This window comes from Gemmobacter caeni, assembly GCF_003054195.1.
Taxonomy (GTDB): domain Bacteria; phylum Pseudomonadota; class Alphaproteobacteria; order Rhodobacterales; family Rhodobacteraceae; genus Gemmobacter; species Gemmobacter caeni.
Window position 1 is genome coordinate 68,497 of the sequence record NZ_QBKP01000001.1, and the last position, 19,436, is coordinate 87,932.

General features: G+C 64.7%; 21 protein-coding genes. 9 read left to right on the forward strand and 12 right to left on the reverse strand.

The genetic code is table 11. The features are described 5' to 3' along the window. The first annotated feature begins 7 nt into the window (after window positions 1-7). Window positions 8-889: a polyphosphate kinase 2 gene (gene ppk2, locus C8N34_RS00325; RefSeq protein WP_108126796.1), complete on the forward strand. Its 882-nt coding sequence runs from the start codon at window positions 8-10 to the stop codon at window positions 887-889. Continuing rightward, window positions 882-1,496: a TetR/AcrR family transcriptional regulator gene (locus C8N34_RS00330; protein ID WP_108126798.1), complete on the forward strand. Its 615-nt coding sequence runs from the start codon at window positions 882-884 to the stop codon at window positions 1,494-1,496. Before ppk2 ends, C8N34_RS00330 begins: the two co-directional genes overlap by 8 nt. On the opposite strand, the gene C8N34_RS00335 is transcribed toward C8N34_RS00330, so the two are convergent. The 5 genes from C8N34_RS00335 to C8N34_RS00355 all read right to left on the reverse strand — a co-directional run bounded on the left by C8N34_RS00335 (window position 1,490) and on the right by C8N34_RS00355 (window position 7,010). Continuing rightward, complete coding sequence (locus C8N34_RS00335) at window positions 1,490-2,500, reverse strand: capsular polysaccharide export protein, LipB/KpsS family (protein ID WP_158640435.1); 1,011 nt, start codon at window positions 2,498-2,500, stop codon at window positions 1,490-1,492. The genes C8N34_RS00330 and C8N34_RS00335 overlap by 7 nt on opposite strands. Next, entirely contained in the window at window positions 2,500-3,600 is a 1,101-nt protein-coding gene (locus C8N34_RS00340; protein ID WP_108126802.1) for an ABC transporter ATP-binding protein, read from the reverse strand. The genes C8N34_RS00335 and C8N34_RS00340 overlap by 1 nt, the downstream gene beginning before the upstream one ends. Further along, window positions 3,597-4,406, reverse strand: coding sequence for an ABC transporter permease (locus tag C8N34_RS00345; RefSeq protein ID WP_054303539.1), 810 nt, complete (start codon window positions 4,404-4,406; stop codon window positions 3,597-3,599). Before C8N34_RS00345 ends, C8N34_RS00340 begins: the two co-directional genes overlap by 4 nt. Continuing rightward, window positions 4,403-5,293: an ABC transporter permease gene (locus C8N34_RS00350; protein WP_054303713.1), complete on the reverse strand. Its 891-nt coding sequence runs from the start codon at window positions 5,291-5,293 to the stop codon at window positions 4,403-4,405. The genes C8N34_RS00345 and C8N34_RS00350 overlap by 4 nt, the downstream gene beginning before the upstream one ends. A 313-nt stretch (window positions 5,294-5,606) precedes the next feature. Then, window positions 5,607-7,010: an aminotransferase-like domain-containing protein gene (locus C8N34_RS00355; RefSeq protein ID WP_108126804.1), complete on the reverse strand. Its 1,404-nt coding sequence runs from the start codon at window positions 7,008-7,010 to the stop codon at window positions 5,607-5,609. 84 nt (window positions 7,011-7,094) lie between these two features. Between C8N34_RS00355 and C8N34_RS00360 the strand changes: the two genes are divergently transcribed. After that, a complete protein-coding gene (locus C8N34_RS00360; RefSeq protein ID WP_108126806.1) occupies window positions 7,095-7,307 on the forward strand; it encodes a DUF1127 domain-containing protein in 213 nt (70 codons plus the stop codon). Window positions 7,308-7,445: 138 nt separating this feature from the next. Here C8N34_RS00360 and rpsI read toward each other — a convergent pair whose 3' ends face one another. The 4 genes from rpsI to C8N34_RS00380 form a co-directional block, all read right to left on the reverse strand. Then, window positions 7,446-7,931, reverse strand: a complete 486-nt coding sequence (gene rpsI / locus C8N34_RS00365) for a 30S ribosomal protein S9 (protein ID WP_054303536.1) — start codon at window positions 7,929-7,931, stop codon at window positions 7,446-7,448. 2 nt (window positions 7,932-7,933) lie between these two features. Beyond that, window positions 7,934-8,398 (reverse strand): 50S ribosomal protein L13, encoded by a 465-nt coding sequence (gene rplM, locus C8N34_RS00370; RefSeq protein ID WP_054303535.1) that lies wholly within the window; start codon window positions 8,396-8,398, stop codon window positions 7,934-7,936. A gap of 260 nt (window positions 8,399-8,658) precedes the next feature. Further along, window positions 8,659-9,444 (reverse strand): SseB family protein, encoded by a 786-nt coding sequence (locus tag C8N34_RS00375; RefSeq protein WP_108126808.1) that lies wholly within the window; start codon window positions 9,442-9,444, stop codon window positions 8,659-8,661. Next, the gene (locus tag C8N34_RS00380; protein WP_054303533.1) at window positions 9,431-10,036 is read right to left on the reverse strand and encodes a uracil-DNA glycosylase family protein; all 606 of its coding nucleotides are present in this window, start codon (window positions 10,034-10,036) and stop codon (window positions 9,431-9,433) included. The genes C8N34_RS00375 and C8N34_RS00380 overlap by 14 nt, the downstream gene beginning before the upstream one ends. Window positions 10,037-10,145: 109 nt before the next feature. On the opposite strand from C8N34_RS00380, the gene C8N34_RS00385 reads away from it, so the two are divergent. The 4 genes from C8N34_RS00385 (at window position 10,146) to kdsA (ending at window position 14,666) form a co-directional block, all read left to right on the forward strand. Further along, window positions 10,146-11,357 (forward strand): Na+/H+ antiporter NhaA, encoded by a 1,212-nt coding sequence (locus C8N34_RS00385; protein WP_108126810.1) that lies wholly within the window; start codon window positions 10,146-10,148, stop codon window positions 11,355-11,357. Window positions 11,358-11,511: 154 nt separating this feature from the next. Continuing rightward, a complete protein-coding gene (locus C8N34_RS00390; RefSeq protein WP_054303531.1) occupies window positions 11,512-12,171 on the forward strand; it encodes an ABC transporter ATP-binding protein in 660 nt (219 codons plus the stop codon). Then, on the forward strand, window positions 12,149-13,825 hold the full coding sequence (locus tag C8N34_RS00395; RefSeq protein ID WP_054303530.1) for a KpsE/RkpR family capsule polysaccharide export protein: 1,677 nt from the start codon (window positions 12,149-12,151) through the stop codon (window positions 13,823-13,825). Before C8N34_RS00390 ends, C8N34_RS00395 begins: the two co-directional genes overlap by 23 nt. Window positions 13,826-13,835: 10 nt before the next feature. Continuing rightward, a complete protein-coding gene (gene kdsA / locus C8N34_RS00400; protein WP_108126812.1) occupies window positions 13,836-14,666 on the forward strand; it encodes a 3-deoxy-8-phosphooctulonate synthase in 831 nt (276 codons plus the stop codon). 61 nt (window positions 14,667-14,727) lie between these two features. Here kdsA and C8N34_RS00405 read toward each other — a convergent pair whose 3' ends face one another. Both C8N34_RS00405 and C8N34_RS00410 read right to left on the reverse strand, forming a co-directional pair. Beyond that, complete coding sequence (locus C8N34_RS00405; protein WP_235451296.1) at window positions 14,728-15,732, reverse strand: TDT family transporter; 1,005 nt, start codon at window positions 15,730-15,732, stop codon at window positions 14,728-14,730. Window positions 15,733-15,813: 81 nt separating this feature from the next. Further along, window positions 15,814-16,605 (reverse strand): phytanoyl-CoA dioxygenase family protein, encoded by a 792-nt coding sequence (locus C8N34_RS00410; protein WP_108126814.1) that lies wholly within the window; start codon window positions 16,603-16,605, stop codon window positions 15,814-15,816. An 86-nt stretch (window positions 16,606-16,691) separates the two neighbouring features. Here C8N34_RS00410 and C8N34_RS00415 point away from each other — a divergent pair, with 86 nt between their 5' ends. Together C8N34_RS00415 and speB are read left to right on the forward strand one after the other, a co-directional pair. Continuing rightward, window positions 16,692-17,582: a LysR family transcriptional regulator gene (locus C8N34_RS00415; protein WP_054303527.1), complete on the forward strand. Its 891-nt coding sequence runs from the start codon at window positions 16,692-16,694 to the stop codon at window positions 17,580-17,582. 39 nt (window positions 17,583-17,621) lie between these two features. Continuing rightward, window positions 17,622-18,581: an agmatinase gene (gene speB / locus C8N34_RS00420; protein WP_108126816.1), complete on the forward strand. Its 960-nt coding sequence runs from the start codon at window positions 17,622-17,624 to the stop codon at window positions 18,579-18,581. Here the strand turns inward: speB and C8N34_RS00425 are convergent. Then, entirely contained in the window at window positions 18,570-19,349 is a 780-nt protein-coding gene (locus C8N34_RS00425; RefSeq protein WP_108126818.1) for a GNAT family N-acetyltransferase, read from the reverse strand. The genes speB and C8N34_RS00425 overlap by 12 nt on opposite strands. Window positions 19,350-19,436 lie beyond the last annotated feature (87 nt).

Sequence of the window (19,436 nt, forward strand, 5' to 3'; positions counted from 1 at the left end):
GACTGTGATGGACCTGCCTTTCGACGGCGCGATCAGCCGCTATTTCAAGGAAGACGCCCCGAAATCGGTGCGCAAGGCCATTGAACAGGGCGGCAAGAATGACATTCTGTCAAAGGGCTATGCCTACCGCGAGGAAATCTCGAAGAAAGACTACGAGGCGCGGATGGAGGCGCTGCAACCGCAGCTCGTGCGCCTGCAATCCGACATCAAGTCAACCGGCAAACGGGTGATCCTTGTGTTTGAGGGCCGCGATGCGGCGGGCAAGGGCGGCACCATCAAGGCGCTGACCGAAAACCTCAACCCGCGTGGCGCGCAGGTTGTTGCGCTGTCGAAACCCTCGGACCGCGAAAGCTCGCAATGGTATTTCCAGCGCTATATCGACTGGTTTCCGGCGGCCGGAGAAATGGTGATCTTCGACCGCAGTTGGTACAATCGCGCGATTGTCGAGCCGGTCTTCGGCTTCTGCACCCAGAACCAGAAGGAAGGCTTCTTCCGTCAACTGCCGGAGTTTGAACAGATGATCGTGCAGGAGGGCATCACCTTCCTGAAATTCTGGCTGGATGTCAGCCAGCCAGAGCAACTGCGCCGCATGCTCGCCCGGGAAAGCGACCCGCTGAAACAATGGAAGCTGTCACCCATCGACGTCGAGGGGCTGACCAAATGGCAGCCCTATTGCGAGGCGATCGCCGAAACCTTCGAACGCAGCCACACCGGCTTTGCCCCCTGGACGGTGATCCGGTCGGATGACAAGAAACGCGCGCGGATCGCGGCGATCCAGACCGTGCTCAACGCGCTGGAGTTCAAGGGCAAGGATCGCGGCGCCATCGGCCTGCCCGATCCGGCGATCTGCGGCGGGCCGGAAATGTGGTCTGACGGGGCGGATGACTAAGCGCGGCTATCATCACGGCAATCTGCGGCAGGCGCTGGTCGAGGCGTCGCTGGCGCTGATCGCCGAAAAAAGCCCGCAGGGCTTTACCTTGTCGGAAGCGGCAAAGGCGGCGGATGTGACACCCGCCGCTGTCTACCGCCATTTCGCGGGGCGGGACGACCTGCTGGCCGAAGTGGCGCGGCAGGGCTATGAGATCTTTGCCGCGCTGATGGAATATGCCTATGACGACGGCAAGCCTTCGGCGCTGGCGGCGTTCGAGGCGACGGGTCGGGCCTATCTGGCCTTCGCCCGCAAATATCCCGGTCACTACATGGCGATGTTCGAAAGCGGGCTGTCGCCGCAGGCTTACCCGGACCTCGCGCAGGCCTCTGCCAAGGCGCGGTCGGTGCTGGAACGGGCGGCCGCGCATCTGTCAGAGCATATGCCGCCCGACCGGCGCCCCCCGGCCTCGATGTTCTCGGCCCATATCTGGGCGATGAGTCACGGCGTGGTCGAGCTGTTCATGCGCGGCAATGGCGCGAAAAGCCCCTTCCCGGCCGAAGACCTGCTGGAAGCCGGGATCGGGATTTATCTGCGTGGACTTGGCCTGTTACGGCCGGATCAGTAGAAACCGGCATCCTGACCAATGCGAAAGCCCTTGGCGCGGATGCGTTCCAATACAATCGGCAGGGCGCGGGCGTGATCCTCGATACAATTCTGCCTGAGGAACCAGGTCAGGAATTTCGCATGCGGCCAGTCGCGTGACATCGCCGCAGCGATGGCCTCGGCCAGTCGCGACGGATCGGTCAGCGTGATTGCGTTCTGCCCGAAATCGGTCTGCCCCGCCAGGACGACCGGCTTGCGATGCAGAAACGCCTCGAACCCCACGGCAGAAGTGACGGTCAGCACGCAGGCACAGGCGGCCAGCAGATCGTGGATCGACGCATCGGTGACATAGACGCCCTGCCCCGGATCATGGCGCGCGCGCAGCCAGTCCAGCTCCTCGGGCGTATTGTTCGGATGCGGTTTGATACAAAGCGCGCGGGCGCCCTTTGTGGCAATCGCCGCCTCCACCAGTTCCGGCACTGTCAGGTAATGGCGGTGAAAGCGGGGCGGTTTGAAATCCTGCGCGAACAGCGCAAGGCAGCCCGCAGGCAGATCTTCCCCCCGTTCCGCTTGCGGGAACTTCGAGAAATTGGCGCCGATGAATTGCTCCGCCAGTCGCGCATGGAACTTCTGCGCGAAACGATCCGCCACCAGCCTTTCATCAAAGACACGCAGCCGGTGGCTGGAGTTGTTGCGACTGCCGATTTCATCGAAATACCAGTAGCCCCGCAGATAGCCGGGGACCGAGTGAAAGGCGTTGGGCGCGTATCCCGGCCGGTCTTCCATGAAGACATGCAGATGCCCCCCCTGCGCCACCGCCAGGGACGCCCCCTCGGCACTATAGGGCACGACCTCGACGCCCCAGCCAGCCTCCGCCGCATGATCCGCCAGCGCCCCCAACAGGCGAAAGCCGCCACGGCACAGCGTGGCGGCCAGCTTGTCGCGAGCGTGGAAGATCAGCGTCGGCGGCAAGGCGTCCAGACGTGCGCGGGTCAGCCAACTGCCGTCCCGCGCCTGCAAGCGCATCAGCGGAACATCACCAGCGCGCCGGGGCTCCATGCCACGCGGGCACGGGTGCCGATCTCCAGCACCGGGCGGCCAAAGACGTTGCGCATCGAAATCCGCAGCGCCTCGGTGGTGCCATCCAGCTTCACATCGTAATAGGTCATGTCACCGAAATAGACGACCTCCTCGATGGTGCCCATGACCTCGCGGTCGGTGGCGGTCTGGCTGTCGTAGAGGATGGTCAGCGTCTCGGGGCGGAAGCCGACGACGGCGCCCTGCCCGGCCTCGCCCGCCATCACCTGATCGGTGCTCAGCGTCATGCGGCCGAAGCCCTGCGCCTCCACCTCGATGCCGCCCGCGCCTTCCGACAGAACCTCGGCTGGCAGAAAATTCATCGTGCCGATGAAATTCGCCACCTTCCGGCTGTTCGGACGACGATAGAGCGTTTCCGGGTCGGCAAGCTGGGCGATCTGTCCCTCGAACATCACGGCGATACGGTCCGACATGACCAGCGCCTCTTCCTGGTCATGGGTGACCAGAACGAAGGTGATGCCGACCTCGCGTTGCAGCTTGATCAGTTCAACCTGCATCTGTTCGCGGATTTTCTTGTCCAGCGCCGAAAGCGGCTCGTCCAGCAGCAGCACCTTGGGCTTGAGGATCAGCGCGCGGGCCAGCGCCACGCGCTGCCGCTGGCCGCCTGAAAGCGCATGGGCGGCGCGTTTGCCGTATCCCTTCAGGCCCACCATCTCCAGCGCCTCAGCCACAGCCTTGGCCTTTTCGTCCTTTGATCGCGGATCGCGGCGCAGGCCGAAGCCCACGTTTTCCTCGACCGTCAGGTGGGGGAAGATGGCGTAGCTCTGGAAGACCATGTTGGTCGGCCGCTTGTTGGCCGGAACATCGTCCATCTTCTTGTCGTCGATCAGCACCGCACCGGAGGAAATATCCTCGAACCCCGCGATGGTGCGCAGCAGCGTGGTCTTGCCACAGCCCGAGGGGCCCAGAAGCGAGAAGAACTCTCCCGCCTTGATCGTGGCGTTGATCCCGCGCAGGGCGTGGTAATCGCCATAATATTTATGGACGTCCCGGAACTCGATCATGTTCGGCTTTTCGGTCGTGGTCACAGGAAGCCTCCGGTATCCTTGCCGCCCGATTTTGCGATGCCGCGGCGGCGGAAATATTCAGCGATGGTCAGAAGAACGATGGAGATACAGACGAGGATGGTGCCAAGCGCCATCACCGCCGGAACCTTGGCCGGGAAGCGGAACTGCCCGAAGATATAGACCGACAGCACGGTCTGATTGCCGCCAAGGAAATAGGCGATGATGAATTCATCCAGGCTGATGGTGAAGCTGATCAAGAGCGACGAGATGATACCAGGCATCACCAGCGGCAGGATGATCAGCCGGAAGGTCGAGGCCGGGGTTTCACCCAGATCATATGCAGCTTCCTCCAGCGAGCGGTCAAGCGACTGGAAGGCCGAGGTCAGGATCGCCACCGCAAAGGGCGTGCAGATCAGCACATGCCCCAGAATGATGGTGAACAAGGACAGCGGCACGCCAATCGCGATCAGCACGACCAGCAGCGCCATCGATACGATCATTTCCGGCAGCACCATGGGCAGCATGATCAGGCCCAGGATGCCGGGCTTGCCCGGAAACTTGTAGCGGGTCGAGGCGCGGGCCGCGAAGATGCCGAGGATGGTGGAAAACACCGCCGCCGAAACCGCGATGGTCAGCGAATTGCGGAAGGCGATGAACAGGGTCTTGTCCGCCCACATCTCGGCGAACCAGTTGGTCGTGAACCCTTGCAGCGGGAAGGCAATGACGCGGCTGTCGTTGAAGGCAAACAGCGGCAGCAGCACGATCGGTGCATAGAGGAAGGCCAGATAGGCCAGCGCGTAAATGCGCAGCGACGGGTTCTTCCTCATTTGCTCTGCCCCCTCAGGAAGCGGCGGTTCAGCAGAAGGAACACCACCGATACCACGGTCACGATCAGCATGGCGGTCACCGCGATGGCCGATCCCAGCGCCTTGTCGTTCTGCTTCAGCATGATCGCCTCGATCCGGTTGGCGATCATGGGAAGCTTGCCGCCGCCAATCAGTTCGGGCGTCACATAGTCACCGATGGTCGGGATAAAGACGATGAGCACCGCCGCAATGACACCTGGCATCGACAGCGGCAGCGTGACACGGATGAAGGTCATCAGCTTCGACTCGCCCAGATCCTGCCCGGCTTCCAGAAGCGAGCGGTCGATCTTTTCAAGGCTCACGAAGATCGGCAGGATGGCGAAGGCCGCATAGGCATGGGCCAGCGTCATGATCATCGAGCCGAGCGAATAGTTGATGATGGTCAGCGGCTCGCCGATGATACCAAGGCTCATCAGCCCCGAATTGATCACGCCGTTATAGCCAAGGATCACCTTCCACAGGAAGACGCGGATCAGGTAGGAGGTCCAGAACGGAATGGTGATCAGGAAGATCCACATCGACTTGCGTTCCGGCTTCACATGGAAGCTGACGAAATAGGCCACCGGATAGGCCAGCAACACCGTTACCAGCGTCACTACGCTGGACACCGTCAGCGACCGTATCATCAGCGCCTGGTCGATACGGCCGGTCCAGACCTTCAGGTAATTGTCGAAGGTCAGGCCCGAGGAGAGACCCACCTTGCTGTCGACCATCAAAGAATAAAGCACCACTGCCGCCAGCGGGGCGGCAAGCAGCAGGATCGCATAGATCGCCGTGGGCGATACGAGCGCAAGCCCGTTGGCCGCTTCGGAATTTCTGAAGCGGCCGCGTGCAGCCCCCTGTTCCATCATGCCCCCTGTCCAGAACGGCCCGGCACCTTAGGGCGCCTGTTGCCAATTGCTTGTTCCTTATACCCGATTTTCTGGCATAGGGCCGCTCACAAGAAAAGGGGAGAAATCGGATATCCGGCCTGCGAGGCCGGAACAGACCATGGACATATCTTTGCAAGGCCATGAAATCTCGCAAAAAATAATTTGATCATTTTTTCATGTGCCGCCGGACCTGTCGCTGCGGAATTGCCGCAAAATCCGACAGGTCGGCCAGGCTTCGCACAAAGCCCGGCAGCCTTGAAAACAGCGCCGCAACAGGCATGGGCCGGAATCAGACCGCCATATCCGACGGCGGATGCCCCAGAAGCCGCGCCAGAGTCGCAACCGCGCTGGCATAGCGATCCGCAGGAATTGCCCCCGCCAGCGCGATGCGCAGCGCATGCGGCGCCCGGCCATGGATCAGCGCATATTCATCGGCCTGCCGGATCAGCACGCCCTCCGCCTCCGCCTGCCGGGCGAAGGTCGAGGCCCGCCAGCCCGAAGGCAGCGGCACCCACAGGAAGGGCAACCCCGCCTGCCAGCGGATATCGAACCGCCCCAGCGCATTCACCGCCGTCATCAACCGGCTGGCAAACACCTCCTGCACCTTGCGGCGGATCTCCTGCGCGGCCCCGCTTTCCAGCAGTTCCAGTGCCAGATCCGACACCGGCCGCGCCAGCGCGAAGAACCCGTGCTGCGCCGTCAGCCGCCCCGCCTCGCCCATGCCTGAGGGGCAGACCACATAACCGAACCGAAGAGCCGCCGAGACCGATTTGGACATCGACCCCACATACCACGTCCGTTCCGGCGCGATGGCATGCAGCGTGGGCAGATTGCTTTCCGTGATCGAATAGCAATCATCCTCGATGATCTGAAGGTCATAGCGGCGGGCGATGGCGGCGATTTCGGCGCGCCGCGCCGCCCCCATCCGGCAGGCCGTCGGGTTCTGCGCCTCGGGCGTCAGGACAAGGATCTGCGCACCATGGCGTCGGCAGGCGGCCTCCAGCGCGTCGGGCAACATGCCTTCGTCGTCGATTTCCACCCCCACCACATCGGCGCGCACCAGTCGCGCGGCATGACGGATGCCGGGATAGGCCAGATCTTCGGTCAGGATCACCGGCCGGTCGCCGCGCAGGCAACAAAGAAAGACCAGCAGCAGCGCATTCTGCCCGCCATGGGTCAGCGCGATATCCTCCGGCCCGAAGGCGCCCAGAAGACGGTCGGACAGCCAGTCACAAATGGCGGCGCGCAAAGGCGCCTCGCCCCGCTGCGAGGGATAATCATGCCAGGCCGCATCCAGTCCCTGCCCGATCTTCTGCAACGCTTCCGAAAAGGCCGCACCCTGACCGACATCGGGCAGTTGCGGCGACCGCAGATCAACCAGCCACGGCTCGTCACTGAGGTCACGCTCCTGAAACAGTGCCTGCGTCGGCCCCAGACGCGGCGCACGGGCGGCAACGAACGTGCCGCGCCCCACCGTCGCGGCCAGCAGCCCCTCCTGCGTCGCAAGCTGATAGGCGCGGCTCACCGTGCCCGGCGTCACATGCAGCCGCCAGGCCAGATCGCGCACGGTCGGGAGCTGCGCACCGGGCGCGAGCTCTCCCAGACGGATCGCCTCGCGCAATGCGCGGGTCAGGGCGAGATATTTCGGCCCCGGATGGCTGTCGAGGTCCGGCTGCCAATTTGTATCAGTCACAATCTAGCCCTCGCATTCGCCACGCCGCCATTGTATCAATGACGCATAACCGAAACCGAGGTTTGTATCAATACAAAAGGTGCCATGATGACCCGGACCGATCTGACCGCCCCCATGCTTTCGCTGCCGCCGGTGTCGCGGCTGGTGTTTGCCGTGGCGCATAAGGTGATGACCTGGGAACTGCGCCGTCAGGCGCGCCGTGGCATCGCAAAGCTCGACACCCATCTGCTGCGCGACATCGGCCTCGACCCGATGACCGCCGCGCAAGAGGCACAAAAGCCGTTCTGGCGCGACTGACCCCATTCCCTTCCTGTCGTACCCCTGACTGGGCCGGTTTTCCGGCCCTCTTTTTTTGCCTGCTTTTGCCCGCGCACCCGCCGCAAAGCAAAAGGCCCGCGGAACACCGCGGGCCTTTCGTAAAACCGGAAAACCGGATCAGCGCTTCGAGAACTGGAACGAACGACGGGCCTTGGCCTTGCCGTATTTCTTCCGTTCCACAACGCGCGAGTCGCGGGTCAGGAAGCCCGCCGCTTTCAGCGCACCGCGCAGCGAGGGTTCGTAGAGTTGCAGCGCCTTCGAAATGCCGTGCTTCACCGCACCGGCCTGACCCGACAGACCACCACCGGCAACGGTGGCGTAAACGTCGAACTGGCCTTCGACATTGGCAACTTGGAACGGCTGACGCAGGATCATCTGCAGCACCGGGCGGGCGAAGTAAGCCGCCATTTCCTTGCCATTGACGGTGACCTTGCCCGAGCCGGGCTTGATCCAGACGCGGGCAACCGCGTCCTTCCGCTTGCCGGTGGCGTAGGAACGGCCCAGCGAATCGCGCTTCGGCTCACGCACGGGCGCTTCGGCAACCGCGGCAGCCTCGCCCGAGACGGCCGCTTTCAGATCGTCGAGGGATTTGATGTCAGCCATGATCAGGCGCTCCGGGTGTTCTTGGGATTCAGAGCCTTCACGTCCAGGACGGTCGGCTGCTGCGCTTCATGCGGATGCTCGGCCCCGGCGTAAACGCGCAGGTTGGTCATCTGCTGCTTGCCCAGACGGTTACGGGTGATCATGCGCTCGACGGCCTTGGTCACCACGCGCTCGGGATGCGCGCCTTCCAGCACTTCGCGCGCGGTGCGCGACTTGATGCCGCCCGGATGGCCGGTGTGCCAGTAGTAACGCTTGTCATTGCGCTTGTTGCCGGTCATCTGCACCTTGTCGGCGTTGATGACGATGACATTGTCACCCATGTCCATGTGGGGGGTGAAGGTCGGCTTGTTCTTGCCGCGCAGGATATTGGCGACAATCGTGGCGAGGCGGCCCAGAACGACGCCTTCAGCGTCGATCAGGATCCACTTCTTCTCGATATCCGCCGGAGTAGCGGTGAAGGTTTTCATATCAGACCCATGGAATTGTCGGGACGCGGACGCCCCTCTATCTCGGATGCGGGCTTTTCCTGCATTTCCACGCGCCGGTCAAGCGTCGCGCAATCAATAATTTTCAGCAAAAACATATACATACGAAATAGGTATCAAAATACCCCAAAATCCGCCTTCATCTTGGCCCAAATATCCCCGCCGGAGGCCCCCGGAACCGGGCGGCGCAGCCCGCCCGGTGACAGAAAAGCTTGCCGCCGCAGGCGGCGCCATCTGAAAAGTTACCGAAGCACCGGGGGTTTCGCAGGGTCCATGCCGGGCGCCTGCGGCGCGGGTGGCTCTGCCGCCACCGTCACCGGCAGATCGAAGCGCAGCGCGACGCGGGCCATGGCTGCTAGCACCGCCGTGTCCCCGTCCAGGAAGGCCACATCCATCTCGCCCGCCTCGACGCCCGAGAAGGTCAGCGCCTCGGCCGCCGCACGGGCGAGCGCGGTCTGTGCGCCTTCCACCGCATCGACGAAAGCCAGCATATGCCCCTGCCGCCCGCCCTCATAGATCACCGCCGCCAGCAGCGCATGCGCCGCCAGACCACCCGCTCGGGCGAGTTTCGCATCCAGCCCCTCGATCAGGCCTTGCGGCAGCCCGCGCGGCGGCTCGAACCGCTCGGGCCGCGCCTCGGCTTCCTCGGGGCCATGGGCCAGCGTTTCGGCCAGCCAGTCCACCGCGAAGGGTGGCAGCAGCATCGAGGACGGCGCCACCCCGAGATTCACCCCCAGCCCGATGCCCTGCCCGGCCAGCAGCCCGGCGATCACCCGCCCCGGCAGCGCCGCATAGGGCGCGGGCATGCCGGTGAAAGCGCCCAGCCGCTCCTCGGTGTCGAACACCAGAACCACCGGCCCGTCCTCAAGATCAAAGACACGCGGCGCCAGCGTCTCGCCCTCGGCTTCCTTTTCCAGCAGCAGGATCATCTCGCCATCGGCGAGCCGCTCATAGAACCGCAGACGCGGCGCGTCATCGCCGTCGGGCGCGGCGGCCATGGCCTCATAGGCAAGATCAAGCGGGGTCATCGGGGCCCTCCATCGCGGCGCGGATGCGGGCGCGCAGCTCGGGCAACAGCTCGGCGGCGAACCACGGGTTGCGTTTCAGCCACCCGCTATTGCGCCAAGAGGGATGAGGCAAGGGGATAATCCCGCGCGCCACCGTGCTGCGCCAATCCGCCACCACCTGTGCAACCGGGCGACGGTCGTCCAGATGCCAGCGGATTGCCGCCCCGCCCACCGCCAGCACCAGCCGTGCCGCGCGATGTTCAGCCAGCACCCGCGCCCGCCAGGTCTGTGCGCAAACGGGCGGCGGCGGCAGGTCGCTGCCCCTGGCATCGTAACCGGGAAAGCAGAAGGCCATCGGCAGGATTGCAATGCGGCTCCGGTCATAGAAGGCAGCCTCGTCCAGCCCCATCCAGTCGCGCAGCCGATCGCCCGAAGGATCGGTGAAGGGCTTGCCCGACTGATGCACCCGCAGCCCCGGTGCCTGCCCCGCGACGATCACCCGTGCCCGCGCGCCATGCCACAGCACCGGGCGCGGCACATGCGCGGTTGCCGTCGCCGCAAAGCGCGCAGCGCACAGCCGGCAGGCGGCGATTTCCGCGGCGAGTTCCTGCATCCCCTCCGGTGCCTCGTTGCAACACCGGCGCCGCCCCGCCCCTGCGTGCCGTTGCCGCGCCATACCCCCGAGGATAGGACAGCACAAAGACCAGCGCCATGGTGAACTGATGTATCGCGTTTCCAGCTTCATCCTGCATTTCGCCCGTGCCCTGCTGGCGGGCAGCCTCGTGGCGACCCTCTGGGTCAATCTCGATCCCGCCAGCTATTACGATGTGATGGAGCATGGGCTGTTCCCGCTGCCTTTCCCCGGCTGGATCGTTGCCGACCATGTGCGTGCGACCCTGATCACGCTGACTTCTGACCTGCTGATGGCGTTCTTCTTCTTCCTGCTGGGCAAAGAGCTTTGGGAGGCCAACATGCTGGAGCGCGGTGCCCTGCACGGGCGGCGCGGAGCGCTGCCCTTCATGGCCACCATGGGCGCGGTCGGTGGGGCGGTGCTGGTCTGGCTGCTGGTCTCGGCCCTGATCGAAACGGCGGAAGAGGCCAGTTTCGGCAGCGGCTGGGCGGTGCCCGTCGGCTGCGACGTGGTGATCGGCTATGCGATCGGGCGGCGGCTGTTCGGGCCGCAGCATCCGGCGCTGCACATGTTGCTGCTGATCACCATCGGGGCGGAACTGGCGGGGTTGCTGGCGCTGGCCCTGATGCGCCCGGACGAGGCGCTGCGCCTGCTGTGGCTGCTGCTGCCCCTTGCGGCGGCGGCGGGGGTCTGGCTGCTTTACGGTCGCCATGCCCGGTCGGAGCGGGAAACCGAACGTCAGCGGGCGCTGCACCTCTGGCCCTATGTAGTGGCAGGCGCGCTGAGCTGGACCGGCGTCGCGGCGGCGGGCCTTCCGGGCGCGCTGGGGCTGCTTCCGGTCATTCCGGCCATTCCGCATGCTCGTCGTGCCTTCGGCCTGTTCGCCGAGGCAGAGGAGTTTCTGCACGATCCGCTCAACCGCTTTGCCCATCTGCTGATGCGGCCGCTGGTGGGCGTACTGTTTCTGTTCGGCCTGACGCGCGGCGGCATCGACCTTGGTGCCTTTGCCCCTACCACGCTCGTGACGCTTGCCGCCTTCTGGATCGGCAAGCCGCTGGGCCTGATGGCGGGCACGCTGATCGCGCTGCGCCTGTTCGGCCTGCCGCTGCCGCAGGGGCTGACCCTTGCCGACATGGCCCGCATCGGCGCCATCGCCGGAAGCGGCTTCACCGTGCCGGTCCTGTCGCTGGATACCGCCATCCCCGGTGGCGCCATGGCCGAGGCCGCCCGCCTTGGCCTCGCCCTGACCCTGCTGGCGGGGCCGCTGCTTCTTCTGCTGTCCCGCGCCCGTCCGTCCCGCTGACGATTGCCAAACCCGGCCTGCGGCTGACATAATATAGCCTGATTGCTTTTGCATATCGGTGCGGTAAAGCGTGACGAGGTATTAAGGAATATGCCCTATCCGGGGAGACAACCGGAACGGATCGAACGCATCAGGCAGATGCGGTGAGGCCCCGATGATCGAGTTCGAGAACGTCAGCAAGTCCTTCTGGACCGGCAAGCAGCGCAAGGTCATCCTTGACCAGGCGTCGTTCCGGGTCGAGATCGGCAAATCGCTCGGCATTCTGGCGAAGAACGGCACCGGCAAGACCACCATCATCAACATGATGGCCGGGCTGGAAAAGCCTGACGAGGGCCGCGTCATCCGCACCTCGCGCATTTCCTTCCCTCTGGGCTTCATGGGCGGCGTGGTGAACAAGCACACCGCCACCGAAAACTCACGCTACATCGCCCGGCTTTACGGCCTTGACCCCGATTACGTCGAAAGCTTCTGCCGCTGGCTGTGCGGGCTGAACGAATATTTCGACATGCCGGTGGGCACCTATTCCGCCGGGATGCGCTCGCGGTTCAGCTTCGCGCTGATGCTGGCGCTGGATTTCGACATCTACCTGATCGACGAGGGTATGCCCGCCACCACGGACCCCGAGTTCAACCGCAAGGCCGGGTCGATCCTGAAGCAACGTCTGCAAAACACCACCGTTGTCGTGGTCTCGCATCAGGCCTCGACACTGGAAAGATTCTGCCACCAGGCCGCCGTTCTGGCGGGTGGTCGGCTTTACATGTTCGACTCTCTGGAAGAAGCGAAACGTCTTTATGACTACAAAGCTAACGGCTAAGCGATTCCGCATTCGTCGCCCCGATCCGGTGCAACCGCTGCCCTCGCGCGCGGCGGAGAAGCCTGCGCCGAAGGACGGCATGCTGTTCGAGCAGCCGGAAGACGGTTTCGGCGACATGACCTTTGTCACGCCACGCCCGCAGGACCAGGGGACGACCCGCGATATCGGGCCGACCGATCTTGAGGCGATCCGTCGCGAGGGGCTGACCGGGCGGCAACTCCGGCTGGCACGCCGTCTGGCACAGAAGCATGAAATGCCCGCCACATCTGATTTCGATGCGGTGCGGCTGCTGCGGCAGGCGGGGATTGATCCGTTCCAGCGGACCAACCTGATCGAACTGGTTGGTGGCACTGAAACCGAAGCGGGCGGGGATGGCGGAGGGTTGCCGCCTGCGCCGGGCAGCCGCGCGCTGGTGCCCGAGGGCGACGGTGTAAAACTGCCGCAGACCATCAAGCCGGTGCAGGTTCCCTCGACCGAAGTGCGGGCCGAGACGAACCATGCGGCCGAAATCATGCGCATCCAGCGCGATCTGGCCCGCCGCCGCCGCCGCCGCGCGGCGCTGCTGTCGCTGCGACTGATGTTCTTCATCGGCCTGCCCACGCTGCTGACAGGCTTTTACTTCTTCTTTGTCGCGACTCCGATGTATGCGACAAAAACCGAATTCGTGATCCAGCAATCCGGCGACAGCATGGGCGCGGGCCGCGCAGGGGGCCTGGGAGGCCTGCTGACAGGCACCGGCTTTGCCACCTCACAGGATTCGATCACGGTGCAGGGGTATCTGCAATCACGGGATGCGATGTTGCGGCTCGACGCCGATCACGGTTTCCGCGCGCATTTCGAAAGCGACCAGATCGACCCGATCCAGCGCCTTGCCCCGGACGCCAGTTTCGAATCCGCCTACAAGGCCTATACCCGCCACATCCACATCTCCTATGACCCGAGCGAGGGCATCATCAAGATGGAAGTCGTGGCGGCCAACCCCGAGAAATCTGCCGAATTTGCCCGTGCCCTCGTCGGCTATGCAGAGGAACAGGTGGATCAGTTGACCCACCGCCTGCGCGAGGACCAGATGAAGGGTGCCCGCGAAACCTATGAGAATACCGAACGTGATATGCTGGCGGCACAGCAGAAGGTGGTCGACCTTCAGGAACGCTACAAGGTGCTCAGCTCCGAGGTCGAGGTCAGCCTGATCACCACGCAGATCGGCAATCTGGACACCCAGCTGACCGCCGACCGGCTGTCGCTGCAACAGATGGAAAGCAACGCCAATCCCAACAAGGCGCGGATGGAGCCGCTGAAACGCCGGATCGCCACGCTGGAAAGCGAAATCGCCAATCTGCGCGCCAAGCTGACCGAGGCGGGCGATGGCCAGCAAAGCCTTGCTGTCGTGCAGGGGGAACTGATGGTGGCGCAATCCGATGTGGAAACCCGCCGCCTTCTGCTGGCGCAGGCACTTCAGGCGATGGAGGCTGCGCGGATCGAGGTCAACCGTCAGGTGCGGTATCTCTCGCTTTCGGTGAGCCCGATTCCGCCGGACGAGCCCACCTACCCCCGCGCATTTGAATATACCATGGTTGCACTGTTCATCTTTGCCGGTATCTACCTGATGATCTCGATGACTGTCGCCATCCTGCGCGAACAGGTCTCGGCATAAGGAGAGACGGATGAAACAGGTGCAGATCGGCGGCTTGACCGCCGGTAACGACCAGCCGCTGCTGGTCATCGCGGGGCCCTGCCAGCTGGAAAGTCTGGACCACGCCCAGATGATCGCGGGCCGCATGGCCGAGGCCTGTGCGGCCGCCGGGGCGCAGTATGTGTTCAAGGCCAGCTACGACAAGGCCAACCGCACCAGCCTGAAAGGCAAGCGTGGTCTGGGCATGGATGCCGGGCTGAAGGTGCTGGAGGCGGTGCGCGCCATGGGCATGCCGGTCCTGACCGACATTCATGATGCCGAACAGGCCCGCGCGGCAGCGCAGGTGGTGGATGTGATCCAGATTCCTGCCTTCCTCTGCCGCCAGACCGATCTGCTGATCGCCGCCGGGGAAACCGGCGCGGCGGTGAACATCAAGAAGGGCCAGTTCCTCGCGCCCTGGGACATGGCGAATGTGGCCGAAAAGGTGGAAAGCACCGGCAACGACCGCATCCTGCTGACGGAACGCGGCGTCAGCTTTGGCTACAACACGCTGGTCGCCGACATGCGCAGCCTGCCGACCATGGCGCGCTCTGGCTGGCCGGTGATCATGGATGCCACCCATTCGGTGCAACAGCCCGGCGGTCAGGGCGGCAGTTCCGGCGGGCAGCGCGAATTTGCCCCGGTCATGGCGCGCTGCGCCGTCTCCATCGGGATCGCGGGCGTGTTCATCGAAACGCATGAAGCGCCGGACAGCGCGCCTTCGGACGGGCCAAACATGATTCCGCTGGATCAGATGCCTGCGCTCATCGACAGCCTGATGGCTTTCGACCGGCTGGCGAAGGCCGATCCGCTGCGCGTCTGAACAAACCCTGCAACGCCCGGGACGCTCGGGCGCCTCCCGGCATCAGTGGCAGGCGGAGGCCCTAGGCCTCTGCCGCGTTCGTGCGGGCGGCAAGGCTGCCCCCGGCCCAGGCTTTCAGCACCCGGAACAGCACCAGAGGGACCAGCCCCAGCGCCAGAACCAGAACGATGGTTCCGGTGACATCAAAGCCCTGAAGGAACAGCGCCGAGGCGAAAGCCGCCAGCGGGAAGGTAAAGGCCCCCCACATCGGGCTGAAACCGCTGACCGTGATCCAGCGGGCCGCCCCGACCAGCGCGAGGAAGATGGCCCCCGAGACGGCCAGAAACGCCAGGGCCCAGTCATTCAAGCCCAGAAGGCTCGCGACGCCGGACAGCAGGCAGGCAGGAGACAGGTGAATCGCCAGAAGCGGCCGAAGCGGCGCCGGCGGAATACGGCGGAACAGTTGCAACAGCGAAACCGCCCAGATCGCCAGCGCGGCCAGGCCGGTGGCGGCAAAAATCAGCAGCGACAGCCCGATCAGCCCCAGGGGCGCGGCGCTCAGCCCGCCGATGATGAAGCCCACGAAATGCAGATGCCAGGCAGGGGTCACCTCGCGCGCCTCGGCCGGGCCGGTGGCAAAACTGTAGATCAGCGCAGCAGCCAGCGCGGCATGCAGGCCAAGACCCGCAAAAAGCAGCCCCTGCGCCATGGCCGGAACATAGGGCAGAATTGCGACGGAGGTCAGCAGCAAGCCCAGCGACCCCGCCGCAAGGCCCGCCCGGCCCGGCAGCACCCGCAGATCCTCGAACAACACCGAAGGGCGGCGGGTCAGCTTTACCAGATAGCCGAAGGCCGCGAACAGCCAGAGCGCGACGGCAGCACCCAGCACCATATCGCCGATCTCCGCAGGCAGCCCCAGCGCCGGCAGCCCGCGCCGCAGGGCAAGACCCAGGCCAAGAGCGCCCATCAGAACCGGAAACACCGCGGGCGGCATCCGCGCGAACAGCGCCGGGCGGCGCGGCGGAAACTCGGGCGGCGGATAGACGCGCGGCCGGTTCATCTGCGGTGCGGGCTTGGGGTCGGGCATGGGCACCTCCGGTTCGGGTTGTCCCAGCCCTAGCCTATCGGAGGAAACCGCGAAAGTGCGGCAAAGCCGCACCCTGCCGGATCAGCGCAGATAGGGAAACCAATCCTCGCGCAGGCGCTGCCCCGGCTGCATCTCGTGCCCCGGATAGGGCGGCGAGGTTCGGCCCGGCCGCTCCACATAGCGCGCATCGTCCCCCACCAGCCGCAGGCTGAAGGCGCGCCGCCGCGTAGCGGCATTGTTGCCGCGCGCGCCATGCAGTGTGCGATAGTTGAAGGCCACGGCATCGCCCGGCTCCATCTGCCATTCGCGCACCGGCATGCCTTCGGCATCCGGGTCGGGGACCGGCATGTATTTTTCGCTGTTGGGGTAGAAGCTCGTCTCGGCCAGCCAGCGCGTCGGCAGCACTTCCTTTTCCCACCGATGCGAACCCGCGACACAACGCAGGCTGGCCTCGCGCACCGGGTCCAGCGGCGACCAGAAGCTGACCGTCTGCTGCCCCTCGACGAAGTAATACGGGCCGTCCTGATGCCACGGCGTCGGTTTCGAGGTGCCCGGCTCTTTCACCAGCACATGATCGTGGAACATCTGCACCCGGTCAGACGCCATCAGCTGCGCCGCCACCTCGGCCACGGCGCTTTCGCGGATCACACGCTCGAACTCGGGAATGCGACCCCAGTTGCAATAGTCATCGAAGAAGCGGCCGCCCTCGCCGGGTTTGAGGTTCTCGGCCGCATAGGGACCTGGTTCAGCCATATTGCGCTCCACCCCGGCGCGCAGATCCTCCACCCAGTCGGCCCAGAGGCCACGGACCAGCACCACTCCTTCGGTCTGGTAGGTTTCGATCATTTCGGGGGTGATCTCGATCTTCGCCATCGCGGGCCTCCTGTTGCGCTTGGCAGAAAGGTGACGCGTGGCTAACATAGTTTCAAATAATATCTTCGCATGTTCGAGATAGATAAATGCTATCAGTTACCCTGCGCCAACTGGAGTATGCCGTGGCCGTGGCCCGCAACGGCGGCGTGACGGCTGCCGCGCAGGCACTGAACATCAGCCAGCCCGCGCTGTCGGTCGCCCTGTCTCAGCTGGAGGCGCAGCTCGGCAAACCGTTGTTCCTGCGGCGCCCACGCGGCCCCGCCGTTCCCACCGCCTTTGGCCGCGATTTTCTGGAAGCGGCAGAGACCCAGCTGGCCTCCATGGCGCGGCTGATGGCGGGGGATGCCGCGCCCGCCGCCCCGGTGCGGCTTGCGGTGTTCGAGGATCTGGCGCCGGTGATCCTCGGTCCCCTGCTGGCAGCGCTGCCCGCCGACCTTCCCGTCACCCCCGGAGTGCTGGGGTTCGAGGCGATGACCGATGGCCTTGGTCGCGGCCAGATCGACCTTGCCCTGACATGGGATCTGGGCCTGCCGCTCAGCGTGACGCGGGAAGAGGTCGCCCGTGTGAAGCCGCATGCCGTCATGGGTCCGCGTCACCGGCTGGCGCTGCGCGCCGGGGTGTCGCTGGCGGAACTGGCCGATGTACCGCTTATCCTCGCCGATCAGGGGCTGTCAGTCGGGCATATGCGGGCGCTGTTCGCCCGGCGCGGCCTTGCACCCCGCATCGCCCATCGCACCGCGACGCTGGAGTTGATGCGCTCTTTCGCAGCCAACGGGCTGGGGGTCGGGCTCAGCTACACCGCGCCGGTGCCGGGACAAAGCTATGATGGCGCCGCGCTGGTGACGCGCCCGGTGCTGGATGCCGGTGCGGGCGAGCCACTGGTGCTTGCCGTCGCGCGCGACAATGCGCTGTCGCCTGCGGGCGAGCGGCTGGCCCGTCTGATCGCCGCGCGACGGGGCTTCTTGCCGAAAGGCTGAACCCCGGTCAGGATCGCCCGAAACAACAGGGAGATTCCGATGAGCGGCCACGCCTACGAGACCGGACGCCTCAACCTGCCCTTCGTGGGCATTTCCACCTTCGGCAAGCGCCCCTATCAGGCCGACTGGAGCCGGATCGAGGCTGATGCCGCCGTGATGGGGGCGCCGTTCGACTTCGGCACCCAGTTCCGTGCGGGCGCGCGCTTTGGCCCACGGGCGGTGCGCGAGGCGTCCACCCTGTTCAGCTTTGGCCATGCCGGCGCCTATGATCACGAGGACGATTGTACCTATCTTGGCAGCGATGTTCGCATCGTGGATATCGGCGACGCCGACATTGTGCATACCGACACCGAGACGAGCCACGCCAATATTGAGGCCGGAGTCCGCGCCATCCTGAAGGCAGGCGCCTTGCCCGTGGTGATCGGTGGCGACCATTCGGTGAACATCCCCTGCATCCGCGCCTTCGACGATCAGGGCCCGATCCACATTCTGCAAATCGACGCGCATCTGGATTTCGTCGATGTGCGTCACGGTGTCCGGCACGGCCATGGCAATCCGATGCGGCGCGCGGCGGAGAAGGATTATGTGACCGGGATCACCGCGCTGGGCATCCGCAATGTTTCTTCCACGACGCAAGAGGGATATGAGGCCGCGCGCGCCATGGGCGACGACATCCTCAGCGTGCGACAGGTGCGGAAGCTGGGTTGCGACGGGGTTCTGGCCCGAATCCCGAAGGGTGCGCGGCTTTACGTCACCATCGACATCGACGGCTTCTGCCCCTCGATCGCGCCGGGCACCGGCACACCTTCGCACGGCGGGTTCCTTTACTACGAGGTGCTGGAGATCCTGCAAGGTGTCGCCCGTGACCACGAGATTGTCGGCATTGATCTGGTCGAGGTGGCGCCAGACTACGACCCGAGTCAGTCAACGGCCATCCTCGCCGCGCAGGTCTTGCTGAATTTCCTCGGTTTCATCTTCCATGCGCGGTCACAGCGGTAACACAAGGCCGGTCGGCCCAAGGTTCACCAGCCTGGCGCCCGTGCCGAGCTTGAACCCGGCAAGGCCCGGATTGCCCGCATCGACAGGCCCAAGGTCGATGCGGGTCACGCCGCGCCCCCGCAGCAGCAAAGCAGCGTGCCAGAGCATCGCGCGATGCGCCTCGATCCGGCGCCCCTCTGCGCTGGTCCAGGCGATCAGATAGGTCGCCGCCGCGCCATGGATCAGGAACAGCATGGCAGCCAGCATCCCGCCCTTGCGGGACACATGCAGGATCAGCCGCTCCCCCCGCCAGGCGGCGAGAAAGGCGGCCCCCAGATTGCGGTAACCGCGCGCCCTGCCCTGCGCCATGTCCTTGTTCAAAAGGCCTTGCAGGATTGCATCGTGACCCTCTGAAATATCTGTGCATTCTGACCAATTCAGATGACCGCGCCATTTCGGGGCCAGTGCCTTGCGCAAGACCTCTGACGTCGGACTCACATCCCATTCTGCATGGTGCCGCGCCGTGATCAGCGGCAGAATCCCCGCTGCTGTGCTGGTCGCCACTGTCACCCCGGCATGACGTGCCAGAGGCGCGAGGCATATACTGGGCGGCGGTCGGTGAACCATCCGCAGGCCGCGCCGTGTAATCACCTGCACCGGGACGTTGTGCAGCAGCGCACGCTCTGCCCGCGCCCCGAGTCGTACCAGAGCCGCCCCATAGCTGCGGCTTTGCTGCAAGGGCGGCGCGGGGACCAGTATGTCCCATTCGGAATCGGTCAGACTTTTCATTCCGCCATTAACCGGCAGGAAAGTTTAAGATGCGATGAAGCGGTCATGGAGAAGTTGCCACAACCGCCTCGCCTGACACTTTGGGTG